This window comes from Streptomyces sp. NPDC059456 (assembly GCF_042750055.1).
Lineage (GTDB): Bacteria > Actinomycetota > Actinomycetes > Streptomycetales > Streptomycetaceae > Streptomyces.
The window spans coordinates 15,482-29,572 of the sequence record NZ_JBHYVA010000023.1 but is presented as its reverse complement, the minus strand read 5'-3'; the positions used below and the strand labels follow the sequence as shown (position 1 = coordinate 29,572).

General features: G+C 71.2%; 15 protein-coding genes and 1 pseudogene. 7 read left to right on the top strand and 9 right to left on the bottom strand.

Translation table 11 applies throughout. The features are described 5' to 3' along the window. Positions 1–208, bottom strand: a pseudogene (locus ACFXA3_RS04220) (prepilin peptidase); the annotation flags it as partial. Between the two features lie 71 nt (positions 209–279). On the opposite strand from ACFXA3_RS04220, the gene ACFXA3_RS04215 reads away from it, so the two are divergent. The 3 genes from ACFXA3_RS04215 (at position 280) to ACFXA3_RS04205 (ending at position 2,897) form a co-directional block, all read left to right on the top strand. Further along, positions 280–660, top strand: coding sequence for a DUF192 domain-containing protein (locus tag ACFXA3_RS04215; RefSeq protein ID WP_385181670.1), 381 nt, complete (start codon positions 280–282; stop codon positions 658–660). Positions 661–719: 59 nt separating this feature from the next. After that, entirely contained in the window at positions 720–1,337 is a 618-nt protein-coding gene (locus tag ACFXA3_RS04210; protein ID WP_385181667.1) for an SMI1/KNR4 family protein, read from the top strand. A gap of 273 nt (positions 1,338–1,610) precedes the next feature. Further along, on the top strand, positions 1,611–2,897 hold the full coding sequence (locus ACFXA3_RS04205) for an ABC transporter substrate-binding protein (RefSeq protein WP_385181665.1): 1,287 nt from the start codon (positions 1,611–1,613) through the stop codon (positions 2,895–2,897). Between the two features lie 255 nt (positions 2,898–3,152). On the opposite strand, the gene ACFXA3_RS04200 is transcribed toward ACFXA3_RS04205, so the two are convergent. Beyond that, the gene (locus ACFXA3_RS04200) at positions 3,153–3,776 is read right to left on the bottom strand and encodes a hypothetical protein (RefSeq protein ID WP_385181662.1); all 624 of its coding nucleotides are present in this window, start codon (positions 3,774–3,776) and stop codon (positions 3,153–3,155) included. 146 nt (positions 3,777–3,922) lie between these two features. Here ACFXA3_RS04200 and ACFXA3_RS04195 point away from each other — a divergent pair, with 146 nt between their 5' ends. Next, positions 3,923–5,086 (top strand): serine hydrolase domain-containing protein, encoded by a 1,164-nt coding sequence (locus ACFXA3_RS04195; protein WP_385181659.1) that lies wholly within the window; start codon positions 3,923–3,925, stop codon positions 5,084–5,086. Here the strand turns inward: ACFXA3_RS04195 and ACFXA3_RS04190 are convergent. From ACFXA3_RS04190 to ACFXA3_RS04180, 3 genes are all read right to left on the bottom strand, one after another. After that, positions 5,077–5,400 (bottom strand): nuclear transport factor 2 family protein, encoded by a 324-nt coding sequence (locus tag ACFXA3_RS04190; protein WP_385181656.1) that lies wholly within the window; start codon positions 5,398–5,400, stop codon positions 5,077–5,079. The two genes, ACFXA3_RS04195 and ACFXA3_RS04190, sit on opposite strands and share 10 nt — an antisense overlap. A gap of 178 nt (positions 5,401–5,578) precedes the next feature. Then, positions 5,579–6,529: a polysaccharide deacetylase family protein gene (locus ACFXA3_RS04185; RefSeq protein WP_385181653.1), complete on the bottom strand. Its 951-nt coding sequence runs from the start codon at positions 6,527–6,529 to the stop codon at positions 5,579–5,581. A gap of 246 nt (positions 6,530–6,775) precedes the next feature. Further along, complete coding sequence (locus tag ACFXA3_RS04180; RefSeq protein WP_385181651.1) at positions 6,776–8,356, bottom strand: MDR family MFS transporter; 1,581 nt, start codon at positions 8,354–8,356, stop codon at positions 6,776–6,778. Positions 8,357–8,477: 121 nt separating this feature from the next. Between ACFXA3_RS04180 and ACFXA3_RS04175 the strand changes: the two genes are divergently transcribed. Together ACFXA3_RS04175 and ACFXA3_RS04170 are read left to right on the top strand one after the other, a co-directional pair. Then, positions 8,478–9,056, top strand: coding sequence for a TetR/AcrR family transcriptional regulator (locus ACFXA3_RS04175; RefSeq protein WP_385181648.1), 579 nt, complete (start codon positions 8,478–8,480; stop codon positions 9,054–9,056). Between the two features lie 211 nt (positions 9,057–9,267). After that, positions 9,268–10,278, top strand: a complete 1,011-nt coding sequence (locus tag ACFXA3_RS04170) for an SGNH/GDSL hydrolase family protein (protein WP_385181645.1) — start codon at positions 9,268–9,270, stop codon at positions 10,276–10,278. 3 nt (positions 10,279–10,281) lie between these two features. Here the strand turns inward: ACFXA3_RS04170 and ACFXA3_RS04165 are convergent, their stop codons facing one another. After that, positions 10,282–11,112 (bottom strand): alpha/beta fold hydrolase, encoded by an 831-nt coding sequence (locus tag ACFXA3_RS04165; RefSeq protein WP_385181642.1) that lies wholly within the window; start codon positions 11,110–11,112, stop codon positions 10,282–10,284. A gap of 90 nt (positions 11,113–11,202) precedes the next feature. Continuing rightward, complete coding sequence (locus ACFXA3_RS04160) at positions 11,203–11,664, bottom strand: nuclear transport factor 2 family protein (protein WP_385181639.1); 462 nt, start codon at positions 11,662–11,664, stop codon at positions 11,203–11,205. Between the two features lie 104 nt (positions 11,665–11,768). Here ACFXA3_RS04160 and ACFXA3_RS04155 point away from each other — a divergent pair, with 104 nt between their 5' ends. After that, positions 11,769–12,356 (top strand): TetR/AcrR family transcriptional regulator, encoded by a 588-nt coding sequence (locus ACFXA3_RS04155; protein ID WP_385181636.1) that lies wholly within the window; start codon positions 11,769–11,771, stop codon positions 12,354–12,356. A 66-nt stretch (positions 12,357–12,422) separates the two neighbouring features. On the opposite strand, the gene ACFXA3_RS04150 is transcribed toward ACFXA3_RS04155, so the two are convergent. Together ACFXA3_RS04150 and ACFXA3_RS04145 are read right to left on the bottom strand one after the other, a co-directional pair. After that, on the bottom strand, positions 12,423–13,070 hold the full coding sequence (locus ACFXA3_RS04150) for an OmpA family protein (RefSeq protein ID WP_385181633.1): 648 nt from the start codon (positions 13,068–13,070) through the stop codon (positions 12,423–12,425). 4 nt (positions 13,071–13,074) lie between these two features. After that, positions 13,075–13,662 (bottom strand): hypothetical protein, encoded by a 588-nt coding sequence (locus tag ACFXA3_RS04145; protein WP_385181630.1) that lies wholly within the window; start codon positions 13,660–13,662, stop codon positions 13,075–13,077. Between the last annotated feature and the right edge of the window lie 429 nt (positions 13,663–14,091).

Here is a 14,091-nt window from a genome sequence, read left to right as displayed (position 1 = left end):
GCGCGGGGGCGGGGCGGGGCCGGGGCTGCGCGGCAGCGGGACGGCAGCGGGGCGGGCCCAGCCAGCCCGGGATCGGATGGCCCGCGGGGCAGGTCCCGCGCCACCCGGCCCCCGGCTCGACCGACAACCGGTACGCCGCCCTCGGCAGCAGCAGCCCCGCCGCCGCGCCGTAGGCGACCGCGGCAACGACGATCACGACCAGCCCCATCCGCCGAAGGTAGGCGCAGACACCGGCACCCGCATGGGCCCGGGGGCCCAACCGCCCCTACCCTGGCGGCCATGACCACCAGCAACGGCCTGCTCCTCCTCGGGCCGGGGCGGGCGCCGGTGCCGCTGGAGATCGCGGCGTCCTACCGGGCCCGGACCCGCGGGCTCCTCGGCCGCGACGGCATCCCCGGCGCCGCCCTGCTCCTCACCCCGGCCGGGAGCGTGCACACGTTCCGGATGCGGTTCGCGATCGACGTGGCGTACCTCGACCGGCGGCTGCGCGTCATCGCCCTGACCACGATGGTCCCGGGCCGGCTCGGGCTGCCCCGGCTCCGGTCCCGGCACGTCCTGGAGGCCGAGGCGGGGGCCATGGCGGCCTGGGGCCTGCGGGTCGGCTCGCAGTTGGGCATCACCGCCCCCGAAGGGCCGGGCGCCCGTCCCGGCCACGGCTAGGCCGCGCGCCGCCCCGGCGGTAGGTTGGGGCGGTTGAGCTGGGGTCTCAGGGGAGCGGCATGACGGAGAACGCGCGGATCAAGGCGCTGGAGCAGATCATGCCGGCGACGCACGGTGCCGACGAGGACGTCGACTGGCCTGCGGCCGAGGCCGTTTGGCGGACCCGGTTCCCGGCCGATTTCATCGCCTTCATGGGCCGCTTCGGCGCGGGCTCCATCAACGGCGAGGCCAGCATCCTCCTTCCGCTGCCCAAGCCCGGGCTCCAGTGGGATCCGGCCGAGATGGCCGAGGAGACCGCCAACGCCCGTCAGCTCTGGGAGGCGGAGGGCGGCCGGGCGGCCTTCGACGTGGACCCCGAGTCGATCATCGCGTGGGGGGTGACCGGCGGCTCGGACATCCTGTGCTGGCTCACGACCGACGCCGATCCGGACCGCTGGCCCGTCCTGGTGGTCGGCCGGCACACCGCGGACTCCTTCGCGGTCTACCCGTACGGCATGGCCGAGTTCCTGTTCCGGCTGTGCTCCGACGAGTTCGACGTGAGCCCGGTCAGCATCACCTTCTGGGACGGCGGGCACCTCAGCTTCGTGCACTGGCGCAAGGCCCAGCGGCGCTGGCAGGAGGGCCGCAACCCGGAGACGGGCGAGCCCGACCCGTACGCCGGCGAGTTCGCCGACTGACCTGATCCGCACCCCTCGACCCGTTCCGCGGAGCCAATGGGCCGGAATCGGGCTTTTCGGCATGTCTACGCGCGTCCGATTTGTTGATCACATATCGGAAAACACCAGCCGGAAAAGTCGCACTTGGAGCATTGCCCACAAGTTCCGCCCCAATGGAACCAACCGCCCCCGCACAGGAGAGAATTCCGGCCAACGGGCCATGGACGGACACCCCGGCCCGGAGCAACTCATAAGCAGTAACGGGAATCAAAAGAAATTCAGAGGAATACACCCGTGCGACGAAGAATCTTCGGGGCGGGCGCGACCGCGGTCGTGCTCGGTCTGCTGATCCCGCTGTCCGGATGCGGCGGTTCAGGAAACAGCGCAGGTGACAGCGGCACACTGCGCCTGGTCGCCGCCGAATACGGAGACAACCAGGCCACCAGTTCCAAAGCCTTCTGGGACAAGGTGACGGCCGATTTCACCAAAACCAATCCCGGCATCAAGGTCGAGGTCGAGCTCCTGCCCTGGGCCGACATCGACCGCGAGGTCTCCCGTATGGTCAAGGCCGGCAATGCGCCGGACATGGCTCTGATGGGCTCGTACTCGGACTTCGCGGCGCAGGGCAAACTCTATTCGGCGGACGAACTCCTGTCGGTGACCGCCGAGGCGAACTTCCTCCAGCCGCTGGCCGAGGCCGGTTCGGTCGGCAACACCCTGTACGGCCTGCCCTGGGTGGCGAGCAGCCGGCTCCTCTTCTACAACCAGGGCCTCCTCAAGCAGGCCGGGGTCGGCGAGCCGAAGACCTGGTCCGACCTGAAGTCCGCCGCCAAGGCGCTCAAGGACAAGGGCGTGAAGTACCCGTACGCCCTGCCCCTGGGCCCGGAGGAGGCGCACGCCGAGGCGATGATCTGGGAGCTGAGCAACGGCGGCGGCTACGTCGACAGCGGCGGCAACTACAACCTGGCCTCCGACCAGAACATCCAGACCTTCCGCTGGCTGAAGGACAACCTCGTCGGCGCCGGCCTGACCGGGCCCGTCCCGCCGTCGCAGCTGAACCGCGCCGACGCCTTCGCCGCCTTCGTGCGCGGTGAGGTCGGCATGCTGAACGGCTACCCGCAACTCCTGCACGAGGCACGGGCCAAGGGCATCGACGTCCGCACCGCGCCCATGCCCGTGTCGGACACCATCGGCGCCGGGGAGACCCCGCCGGCCGTGGGCGTCGCCGACTGGATGATGGCGTTCAAGCAGAACGGCAGGCGCACCGAGATCGGCAAGTTCCTGGACTTCATCTACCAGGACAAGAACCTGACGGACTTCGCGGGCCGTTACCACCTGCTGCCGTCGACCGTCTCCGCCTCCCGCACCCCGTCCGGCGGCGGCCTCGACAACAACGACCAGTTCTTCCTGACGGCCCTGCGCGGTGCGCAGCTGTACCCGGTGAACGACCCGTCGTGGGTGACGGTCAGCGACACCATCAAGCGCAGCATCGGCCGGGCCGTGGAACCGGGCGGCGACCCGAAGAAGGTGCTGGAGGAGATCGCCGCCAAGGCGAACGAGGAGACCAAGAAGAAGCACTGACCGTTCGGCGCCAACTACGGCTACGGCTACGGCTCCCGCTCCCGCTCCGAACCCAGAATGCCGAACATCCCGTCCGACACGGGACTTTCGCCCCTGCCGCATCCCATCCCGTGCGGCAGAATGGCTGCCACGGCTCTTGATCCAAGGCCGCGGACCAGTCGCCCGCCGAGCGCCCACAAGGTGCGCAGGGCGGCCGGCCCTTCCCTTTCCCCGCTTCCGCGCTTCCGCGTCCGCTGCGCTCCGCCGGTTTCCGGGTCAGACCTTGCCGTTCTCCGTGGAGAACGCCGTCCGGTACCGCTCGCAGCCGGAGTCCCAGGGCAGCGTGCCCGTGAGCGTCCCGTAGCCCGAGCGGGTGACCGACCACTCCACCGTGTACTCGCCCGTGTCGCAGGCGATCCGCTTTCCGCCCGGGAGCCTGACGCGTCCCGTCGCCGGCTGTCCGGTCAGCTCCTTGTGCACCTCGGCCGCCTTGGCGTGGTCCGACGAGCGCCGCAGTACGGCGTGCACGACGATCGGGTGCTTGCCGTCCTTGGTGGTCACGGCCTTCTTCACCAGCGTCGAGTCCGACACCGCCCAGCCGAAGTCGAACGAGGGCTGCCACGCCAGGGTCTTGGGGTCGGCGGTCTTCCGCTCGTACTCGGGGGCGCCCGGGGGACCGGGGCGGGTGACCGTCTTGTACTGCACTCCGGGATAGAAGCGGAACTGCCCTTCCACCTTGTGCATGTCGTCCTTGGTCCACTGCGACTTCATGTTCTTCTCGCCGCCGGACGGGTCCTGGAGGTACGTGCCGTCCGCCGCGGTGGCGGCCCGGCCGAGAGCGGGGAGGGCCGCCACGGCGGCGACGGCGAAGGCGAGAGCGGCGGTGCGGGTGCGCTTCATGCCCGGTCCAACGGGGGCCCTCCGCGGGCCGGAACGAGGCCGGGGGCGCTTTCACCCGTACGGGATGGGCACACCGGAATATCCCATGATCATCTTCCGTTCCCCGGGAGGACGCGACGGTGCGGAACGGACTGGGGAGGCCCCGGATGAGCGTGAGTGCGAACGTGAGGGTGAACGGCACGGTGGCGGCGGGCTGGGAGCCCGTGCGCGCGGAGTTCGAGGCGTTCGTCGCGGCCGAGGCGCACTCCCCCGAGGCCCAGCTGGCGGTGTACCGGGACGGCCGCCGCGTGGTCGACCTGTGGGCCGGCGAGGACACCGACGGCGCCACCCTGAGCGGGGTCTACTCGATCAGCAAGGGCGCCGCGCACCTGGTGGTCGCGCTGCTCGTGCAGGACGGCGTACTGGACCTGGAGCGCCCGGTGTCGGCGTACTGGCCGGAGTTCACCGGCGGCGGCAAGGAGCGTCTGACGGTGCGGCAGCTGGTCTCGCACCAGTCCGGGCTGATCAACACAACCGAGGGCTTCGACTACGCCGAGCTCGCGGACGACGCGCTGGTCGCGGCACGGCTGGCCGTGCAGGAGCCGTACTGGGAGCCCGGGACGGCGTACGGGTACCACGCCCTGGTGATCGGCGCGCTGACCGGCGAGGTGGTCCGGCGGGTCACCGGCAGGTCCCTCCAGGAGGTGTTCGAGGAGCGGATCCGGGCCCCGTACGGGCTGGACCTGTACCTGGGCCTGCCCGAGGAGCTGGAGGGGCGCTGGAAGCCGGTCCTGGACATGCTGCCGACGCCGGAGCAGCTGGCCGCCCGGACGGCGGGCGCCCCGCTCCCGGAGCTGCTGCCGGTCGCCTTCAACGCGCACCGCGGGACGCCGACGGACCTGGTGGCGTACGCCAACCACCCGAAGGTGAAGGCCCTGGGCCCGGCATCGGCCGGCGGCATCGGCACGGCGCGCGCGGTCGCCGCCCTGTACGCGGCGGCGATCAGCGAGGTGGAGGGCCGGCCCGCGCTGCTGGAACCGCGGACGGCGGCCGAGTTCGCGCGGCCCCACACCCCGGGCGAGGACCGGGTGACCGCGGAGACGGACCACTTCGGGCTGGGCTTCGAGCGGCAGCACGCGGTGGGCCCGCGGGCCTTCGGGCACAGCGGCGCGGCGGGCGGCCTGGGCTGGGCGGACCCGGCGACGGGGATCGCGTACGGGTACACGCGCCGCCGGTTCGGATTCCCGGGCGGGGCCGCCCCCGAGAACGGCCGCCTGGCGGCGGCGGTCCTGCGGGCGGCGGCGCGGCAGGACGGCGCGGGTCAGGCCTGACCGGTCTCGAAGCGGCTGATGCGCCCGTCGCCGTTGGTGGCGAACCGCCAGGCGGTGCGCATCTCGCCCCAGGTGTCGTTGCGGTAGCTGACGACGAGGGAGCGGCCGCCGTCGGCCTCGGCCTCGACGTCCATGTGGCCGGCGGAGGACCAGATCTCCTTCTCGGCCCACTGGTCGAGGTCGCGGTCCGAGCCGTCGTCGGACATGGTGGCGCCCTCGGTGAGGACGGCACGGAAGGCGTCCCGGTCCCCCGCGTTGACGGCGGTGACGAAGGCGCGGACGGCGGGGTCGGTCAGCTGGCTCGACGGGATCACGGGGGCCTCCTGGGCTGTCGTACGGGCTGCATGCGGGCTGCGTGCGGACTGCGTACGGGACGGGTGCGCGGCTGGTGCCGGACGGGTGGGGCTGCGTGCAGGGCTCTGTGCGCGACCAGGGAACACCGCGTGCGGCGCCGGTGCGGCGACCCTCACCCGTTCGCCACCGGACGGCGTGTCAGGAGGCGTCGGGGGCCGTGCGCACGGGGAATCCGGTGGGGCGGCCCTGCTGCTTCAGCCAGGCCAGCACCTGGTCGAGGGCCTCGACGGTCTGCGCGCGGTTGCCGCCGCCGTCGTGGAAGAGGACCGTCGGGCCGTTGCGGATCTCGTTCTTGACCGCGTTGACGATGGCGGCGACGCCCGGCTTGCCGAAGTCCTTGGTGTCGACGTTCCACCCGAGCGGGCGCATGCCGTTCGCGGCGGCGATGCGGCGGCTGTCGGGGGTGAACGCGCCGCCGGGGGCGCGGTAGTACTCCACCTTGGCGCCGCCGCCCGCCGCGTCCTCGATCATCTTCTTCGCGTCCAGGATCTGCTTCTGCTGGTAGGCGACGGGCTTCTTGTCCATGGCCGTGTCGTGGTCCGCGGTGTGGTCGCAGAGCCGGTGGCCGGCGGCGACGACGCGCTTGACCACGTCGGGGTGGGCCCTGGCCTGCGGCCCGATCATGCAGAAGGTCGCCTTCACGTCGTACTTCTTCAGCACGGCGAGGACCCGGGGGGTCCACTGCGGGTCGGGGCCGTCGTCGATGGTGATGTTGACGGCGTTGCCTCCGCTCTCGGAGGCGTGGGCTATGCCGTCGGGTATCCCCGAGTGCGCCGAGCCGCCCGCGCCTTGGGCCGCGCCGCCCTTCGAGCCGTCGTCCCCGCCCTCGCCGCGGTGCGAGCCGTCGTCCTTGCCCTCGCCGCCTTCGCCGCCCGCGGCGCCGTCGTCCGTACCGGCGCCGTCGTCCTTGCCGGCGGCCTCGCCGCCGCCGGGCCGGAGCGCCGCGTTCCCCTGGCCCTGCCGTCCGTGCCCCGGTTCGACGAGGGCCGTCACGCCCCACGCCGTCCCGGCGACGGCGACGGCCGCCGCCACGACGACCACCCCTGCGCGGACGCCGCCCTGCCCGTTCGTGCGCGTCGTGAAGCCCATGAACCGTCCCCTCCCCAACCGCTTTTGCCTGCGCTCTGTCCTCCAGGACGACCCGTGACGCGGAGGAGGTTCCCGCCGGTTCCCCCGTAAAATTCATCCCGTGGGATCTTGATCCTTGGTCGTCCCGATTTCGCCCCCATGCGAAACAGGACGAAACCACAACAACGCCTGTAACCGCTTCGGCGCATGCAAAAACCCGGCCCCGGCGGAAAATCCCCCGGGGCCGGGCTGGCTGCGCCGTACGCGTCAGTGCGAGAAGGACTCGGCCGGAGCCGGAACCGCCTTGCCGTCCGCCGCTCCCGCGGCCTGGGGGCCCGCACCGCGCAGCGGGACCTCCTTGACGAACCAGGCGGCCGCGAAGCCCAGTACGGCGATGAACGCGCCGAGCAGGAACGCGGAGTGCGTACCGGCGGCGACCGCGTGCTGGTAGGCGTCGCGCACCGCCTCCGGCAGCTTCGCCAGGCTGGCGGCGTCGAGCTGCGCGGAGCCGGCGGCCTGGGCGGCCTGCGGGCCGAGGCGCTCGCTCATGGTGTCCGTGACCCGGCTGGTGAACAGCGAGCCCATCAGGGCGACGCCGAACGAGCCGCCGAGCGTGCGGAAGAGGGTGGCCGAGGAGGACGCGACGCCCATGTCCTTCATGTCCACGCTGTTCTGCGCGACCAGCATGGTGATCTGCATCAGGAAGCCGAGGCCGGCGCCGAGGACGGCCATGTAGACGCCCGAGATCAGCCGGGTGGTGTCCGTGTCCATCGTGGCCAGCAGGTACATGCCGATGACCATCAGCCCGCCGCCGATGATGGGGAACATCTTGTACTTGCCGCTGCTGGTGGTGATCCGGCCCGCGATCAGCGAGACGACCATCATCGACAGGAGCATCGGCAGCAGCAGCAGGCCGGAGTTGGTGGCGGAGGCGCCCTGGACCGACTGCTGGAAGAGCGGGAGGTAGAGCACTCCGCCGAACATCGCGAAGCCGACGAGGAAGCCGATGACCGACATGAGCGTGAAGTTGCGGCTGCGGAAGATGTGCAGCGGCATGACGGGCTCGGCGGCCCTGGTCTCGGCGAAGAGGAAGGCGGCGATCGACACGATGCCGACGACGATCAGGCCGATGATCTCCGCGGAGCCCCAGGCGTACTCGGTGCCGCCCCAGGTCGTGACCAGCACGGTCGAGGTGATGGCGATGGTCAGCAGCGCGGCACCCAGGTAGTCGATCTTGCCCTGGGCCTTCTTCTTCGGCAGGTGCAGGACGGCGGTGACCATCGCGAGCGCGACGGCACCGAGCGGCAGGTTGATGTAGAAGGACCAGCGCCAGCCCATGTGGTCGGTGATGGTGCCGCCGACCAGCGGTCCGCCGATCATGGCGAGGGCCATCACGCCGGCCATCATGCCCTGGTACTTGCCGCGTTCACGGGGCGGGATCAGGTCACCGATGATCGCCATGACACCGACCATCAGACCGCCGGCGCCCAGGCCCTGGACGGCGCGGAAGCCGATCAGCTGACCCATGTCCTGGGCCATGCCGCTGAGCGCGGAGCCGATCAGGAAGATGACGATGGAGGTGAGGAAGGAGCCCTTCCGCCCGTACATGTCGCCGAGCTTGCCCCAGATGGGGGTGGAGGCCGCGGTGGCCAGCGTGTACGCGGTGACCACCCAGGAGAGGTGCTCCAGACCACCGAGTTCGCCGACGATCGTCGGCATCGCGGTACCGATGATCATGTTGTCCAGCATGGCCAGGAGCATTGCGATCATGAGGGCCATGAGGACGACACGGACGCTGCGCGGCTTCACCTCCTCGGAGACCTCTGCCGTCTTTATGTTTTCAGCCATGTCCACTCCCCGTTTACCCACCTGCTCCGGGCCCTTACTTGCCGCCCGGCTAGTTCACTACACTAGGGGAAGGTAGACCCGTAACTAGCCGGGCGTCAAGTAAGCAATATTGGGGAGAGCCATGTCCAGCAGCAGTCCGCAGGCGCGCCGCGGCAACACGCGTCAGCGCATCCAGGACATCGCACTGGAGCTCTTCGCCGAGCAGGGGTACGAGAAGACGTCGCTGCGCGAGATCGCGGAGCGGCTGGAGGTCACGAAGGCGGCGCTGTACTACCACTTCAAGACCAAGGAAGACATCATCATCAGCGTTTTCGAGGACCTGACCAGGCCGATCGACGAGCTGATCGAGTGGGCGCAGCAGCAGCCGCCGACGCTGGACACCAAGCGCGAGGTGCTGCGGCGCTACAGCGAGGCGATGGCGGCGGGCGCGCCGCTGTACCGCTTCATGCAGGAGAACCAGGCGACGATGCGCGAGCTGAGCATCGGCGAGACGGTGAAGCGCCGGCTGTTCACCCTGGTCGAACTGCTCCGCACGGAGGACGGACCGCTGGCGGACCAGGTCCGCTGCGTGAGCGCCCTGTTCACCCTGCACGCGGGAATGATGTTCCTCCAGCACGTGGAGGGCGACCCGGAGGAGACCCGGCTGGCGGCCCTCGAAGTCGCCACGGACCTCATCACGCAGGCCCACCAGACCCACTGACGGCCGACCGGCCGGGCGCCGGCCCGACCCGGGGCGGCCCGGCGGGACTTGAGTGCGCCGCGAACCGGCCCGTGACGGCCCTCGAGCCCCTCACGTCACCCGATCCGGGGGTTTGCGGGACGGTTCGCTACTCTCCGTAATCGAATCGGCTACCTTCGGTGAAGAGCGCCATCCGGACCGGCCGCACGGCGCCCGAGCGAAGGACACCGTCATGCCATCCCGCACCAGGTCGGCCCTGGTGAGCGCGCTCGCCCTGCTGGCGCTCACCGCCGCTCCGGCGCCTGCCACAGCCGCGCCGCTTCCCGTCCCCCTCGACTACACCGCCCTCGGCGACTCCTACAGCGCCGGCGCCTTCGTCCGCCCCTGGGCCACCGATGACGGCTGCGGCCGTTCCGCCTCCAGTTACCCCCGGCAGAGCGCCCACCGCCTCAACCTGCGCCTGACCGACGTCACCTGTTCCGCCGCCGAGGTCAGAGCCGGGGTCCTGGAGCCACAGACCGAGCTGGCCGGCCCCCCGTCCGTACCCCCCAGGTCCGGCTGGGCACCGCGGCCGGCCCAGATCAAGGCCGTCACCGCCGCCACCGATCTCGTGACCCTCGGCATCGGCGGCAACTCGGTCGGGTTCGTCGAGATCGTCAAGAAGTGCGTCGAGCAGGGCATGGCGGCCTTCGGGATCGGCAGCCCCTGCTCCACCCACTACACGCGGGGTCCCGGAGCGGCTCCGCTGAACGGCAGGTTCACCGCCCTGGAGGCTGACTTCGCGACCACCCTCAAGGAGATCCGGACCCGCGCGCCCCACGCCAAGGTCGCGGTCGTCGGCTATCCGGCCGTCGTCGCGGACCGCGCCGGCTGCTCGTTCGGCTCGTGGCGACAGCTCGGCACCGTCACCAAGGGGGACATGTCCTTCCTCGACACCCTGGAGCGCCGGGTCAACACCGTCCTGCGCAGCCAGGCCGAGCGGGCCGGCGCCGTCTACGTCGACACGTACGCCTCCAGCACCGGGCACGGCGTCTGCGCGGGCAAGGACCAGCGGTGGATGTACGGGATCAAGGACGACCTGACCGGCTCCGGCACCCAGGGCGACCCGCCCTCCCGGCTGTGCCGGCTGGTCCCCGGCGACGGGGAGGCGTGCACGGTCCTGCACCCCAACCTCCGCGGCGCCACCCACCAGGCCGACCTGGTCACCCGGGCCCTGACGGGACTGGGAGCCGCCCGCAGATGAAGCTCACCCGGCCGGCGGCCGGTCCGCGGAGCGGATGAAGGCGGCGAGGGAGTCGGCGTAGCGCTCCGGATGGGTGAGGTGGGGGACGTGGCCGTCCTCCTCCAGCGTCCGCATCCGCGCCCGACCGAGCGCGGTGGCGAGCTTGCCGACGATCACCGGGAACCACGGCGGGCTCTCACTGCCGAAGGTCAGCAGGGCGGGGCCCTGGTAGCCGCAGAGCCCGGCGAGGTCGATGCGCGACCAGTCCGGGTCGGCCATCTCGTCGGCGAACGTGGAGGCGTTGGCGGCGAACGTCTCGCGGACCCGCTCCGGCAACTGCTCCCAGCCACCCGGCCCGATGGCGACGTCGTCCACGAACCGCTGCGCGCCGGCCCGGTCCTCACCGGCCCGCAGGGCCGCGAGGACGCCGTCGAGGGCGGCTTCCATGGCCCGCATCAGCAGGCGCAGTTCGCGGTCCTCGTCGCCCACGACGTCCATGAGCGGCGGCTCGTGTGCGGTCAGCGTGCGCAGCAGTTCGGGGCGGCGGGAGGCGAGGCCGAGCGCGGTCGAAGCCCCGAAGGAGTTCCCTGCCACGTGGGCCGGCGCGCCGAGGAGCTCGATGAGCGAGGCGAGGTCGTCCTCGTCCTGCCGCCGGCTGCCCCGGACCGGCGGACAGTCGCTCCGGCTGTGGCCGCGCCGGTCGTAGACCAGCACCCGGAACGACTGCGCGAGGCGGGGCACCACGCGCCGCCAGGTTTCGTGGTCGACCCACGAGCCGTGGACGAGGACCAGGGGTTCTCCCTCGCCCACGACCTCGTAGTGCAGGTCCGCTCCGTTCACCCGAACCCGTGCCATGCCGAGTCTCCTCACCTGGGGCCGCGAGGGGGCCCGAGCGCCCGCGCACAGACATACCGCGGGCCGGCGCACGGCACACCTGGCGACGGTTCAGACGAGGCGGCGGTCCTCGGCGCTGATCGGGACGTCGTTGATGCTGGCCTCACGGCGGCGCATCAGCCCGTTGTCGTCGAACTCCCACTGCTCGTTGCCGTGGCTGCGCCACCACTGGCCGGCGGTGTCGTGCCACTCGTACTCGAAACGGACGGAGATGCGGTTGCCGGTGTACGCCCACAGCTCCTTGCGGAGGCGGTAGTCGAGCTCGCGCTCCCACTTCTCGGCGAGGAACGCCCGGATCTCGGCGCGGCCGGCGAGGAAGCGGTCGCGGTTCCGCCAGACCGAGTCCTCGGTGTAGGCGAGGGCGACGCGCTCGGGATCGCGGCTGTTCCACGCGTCCTCCGCGGCCTGGACCTTGGCCAGGGCGGATTCCTCGGTGAACGGCGGCACGGGCCGGCGCACGGCGGGGGGGGGGGGGGGCCGGGGGGGGGGCTGGGGCACGTTATGGGCGAACATCGTTGGGTGGTGGTAACGCATGGTGACAACCCTGTTAAAAACCCAAGCCCGACTATAGAGAACGACCGTTCTCAAAGCAAGCGGTTCTGGGTTACGCTGCCGTCATGAACGACGAAGAGGCCCGCACCCGGCTGCTGGACGCGGCGGAGGCGCTGTTCTACGCCGAGGGCATCCAGGCCGTCGGCATGGACCGCATCCGCAGCACGTCGGAAGTGCCGCTCAAGCGGCTCTACAAGATCTTCCCGGCCAAGGAGGCCCTGGTCACGGCCTACCTCGAACGCCGCGACCAGCGCTGGACGGCAAGTCTGCGCGGCGCGGTGGCGCAGGCCGCCGACCCGGCCGGGGCGATCGAGGCGGTCTTCGACTGGCTGGCGCGCTGGTTCTCGGAGCCGGACTTCCGGGGCTGCGCGTTCCTGACCGCGCACGGCGAACTGGGCACCGGCCCCGCCGGGGTGCTGGACGTCGTACGCCGCCACAAGTCGGAGCTGCGGGAACTGCTGGCGGAACTCGCCGGCCCCGGGCAGGAGGACCTGGCGGACCAGCTGCTGATCCTGGTCGAGGGCGCGACGGCAGTGGCCGCCCTGTCCCCCGGCCCGGAACCGGCCCACCACGCCCGACGGGCGGCATCAACCCTGCTCGCAGCCACGGCCCGACAGCCCCGGCACCTCGACGCGGCGGGCACCACGCCCTGACCCCGACGCACCCAAGCGGGCCGCCGGGCCACGCCGCCGGACCAGGCCGGTCCGCGCCGCCAGGGGCTAGCTGCCGCCGGCGGCGGTGCTGCGGGGGAAGGTGATCTCGACGCGGCGGTTCTTCTTGCGGCCTTCCTCGGTGCTGTTGTCGGCGATCGGGTAGTCCTCGCTGTACCCCCGGACGTCGTAGATGACGCCGGGGGCGGTGACGGTCTTGGCGAGTTCGGCCTGGACGGCGTCGGCGCGCTGCTTCGAGAGCTCCTGGCCGTGCTCGTAACTGCCCTGGTCGTCGGTGAACCCGAAGACCCGGACGCGGGTCGCCTTCTGGGAGTTGATCTCGTTGGCGATGGCCTGGATCCGGGCGGCTGCCTGGGCGTTGAAGACGGCGCTGTTCTCCGGGAAGAGGACCTCGGACTGCAGGGCCATCATCACGGACTGATTGGTCTCCTGCCGCCGCTGCTCACCACCGAGGTCCTCGACGACCTCGGCGATGTCGAGCACCTTGATCGGAGCCAGGGTCCCGCCCTGGGGGATCTTCAGCCCGGGCGCATTGGAGTCGATGGGCACGGGCGCGGCGGCGGAGGGTTCGGTGCCGGGGGGCACGGACGGCTTGACGTCATCGGCGTGGGCGCTCGCCGCGCCGATGAACTGAGCCCCGGCGATGACGAGACCGGCGACGGCTGTCGCGGCGGAGACGCGGTGGCGTTTATTCATGGGGTCACCCGGAGATTTTGATGGTGGCCGTGGCGAAGGTGGGGAGGCTCATCTCGACCTCCGTGGTGGCTGCCGGTGGCGCCGGGAACTGCGCGAAGAAGGGTACGGACTGCCCGGCTTCGATGATGGCCAGGCCGGTGGTGCACAAGCACCTGCCATCCGTGTCCCGGAGCACGTAGTAGCGCTTCTTCCCGGCCTTGTCGACCAAGGTGACGCCCGCCACCGAAACACCGCTGGAGTTGAGTTCATTGCCGCGCCATGGGGCCGTGTTGACGTAGGGAGCGGTTCCGGTGTTCTTCAACTGGCCTTCCAGGGTGAGGAACCCGCCGGCGTCCCGTGCCGCCTTGTTGATGGTCAGGGTCATGCCTGTTTCACCGTTGACCGTGGCGAGCACTTCCGTCGGCGTGGGCTTGGGGCTGCCGTTCGGCGCCTGCGCCGCGGGCGAGTCCCCTTGGGACTTCGACGACGGGTCCTGAGGCGCCTTGGGCTTGTTGTCGTCTCCCCCACCGCACCCCGTCGCCGCGATCGCCAAGAGGACCGCAACTGCGGCAGCCGCTCCCCCGCGGACCTTTGCCGAGTGCCGAGTGCTCATCTATGCAGCTTCCTTAATCTCGCGTACGTGTCAGTCGACCAGTCGAACCGTGAAGAGCGCCCTCGCCAGCTTGGTCAGCGGGCCCGGCTTCGCCGGGTCCAAGGCGAGAGGCTTCCCATCGCAGACGAAGGTGACGCCTGCCGCTCCCGGAGAAGGGCTCGTACTGGGCGTCGGACCCGGCGTCTGGGTGGGTGGGGCGGGATCCTGAGCCGACTTCAGGGAACACCGGGGCTTGATGAGCGCCTTGGCCGTGGCCCTGCCGTGAGTTCCCTCGGTACCCGGGACGACCGACTTCCCGACCGTCCCGTTCGTGGGGAGCCGCCCCCGGGGGGAGGGGGGGGCCGCGGCGGCCGCCGCCCGCGGGGGGTTGCGGGGGGGGGATAGAACGGCGGGTTTGGGCCCCCCCGGGCCCGGGAGGAAGGGACCCAC

Bases quoted from the DNA above. Each gene is read 5' to 3' on its own strand.
- ACFXA3_RS04180 (WP_385181651.1), bottom strand. From the start codon at position 8,356: ATGGCTGAAAACATAAAGACGGCAGAGGTCTCCGAGGAGGTGAAGCCG.
- ACFXA3_RS04175 (WP_385181648.1), top strand. From the start codon at position 8,478: ATGTCCAGCAGCAGTCCGCAGGCGCGCCGCGGCAACACGCGTCAGCGC.
- ACFXA3_RS04215 (WP_385181670.1), top strand. From the start codon at position 280: ATGACCACCAGCAACGGCCTGCTCCTCCTCGGGCCGGGGCGGGCGCCG.
- ACFXA3_RS04165 (WP_385181642.1), bottom strand. From the start codon at position 11,112: ATGGCACGGGTTCGGGTGAACGGAGCGGACCTGCACTACGAGGTCGTG.
- ACFXA3_RS04170 (WP_385181645.1), top strand. From the start codon at position 9,268: ATGCCATCCCGCACCAGGTCGGCCCTGGTGAGCGCGCTCGCCCTGCTG.
- ACFXA3_RS04210 (WP_385181667.1), top strand. From the start codon at position 720: ATGACGGAGAACGCGCGGATCAAGGCGCTGGAGCAGATCATGCCGGCG.
- ACFXA3_RS04185 (WP_385181653.1), bottom strand. From the start codon at position 6,529: ATGGGCTTCACGACGCGCACGAACGGGCAGGGCGGCGTCCGCGCAGGG.
- ACFXA3_RS04195 (WP_385181659.1), top strand. From the start codon at position 3,923: ATGAGCGTGAGTGCGAACGTGAGGGTGAACGGCACGGTGGCGGCGGGC.
- ACFXA3_RS04160 (WP_385181639.1), bottom strand. From the start codon at position 11,664: ATGTTCGCCCATAACGTGCCCCAGCCCCCCCCCCGGCCCCCCCCCCCC.
- ACFXA3_RS04150 (WP_385181633.1), bottom strand. From the start codon at position 13,070: ATGAATAAACGCCACCGCGTCTCCGCCGCGACAGCCGTCGCCGGTCTC.
- ACFXA3_RS04200 (WP_385181662.1), bottom strand. From the start codon at position 3,776: ATGAAGCGCACCCGCACCGCCGCTCTCGCCTTCGCCGTCGCCGCCGTG.
- ACFXA3_RS04155 (WP_385181636.1), top strand. From the start codon at position 11,769: ATGAACGACGAAGAGGCCCGCACCCGGCTGCTGGACGCGGCGGAGGCG.
- ACFXA3_RS04145 (WP_385181630.1), bottom strand. From the start codon at position 13,662: ATGAGCACTCGGCACTCGGCAAAGGTCCGCGGGGGAGCGGCTGCCGCA.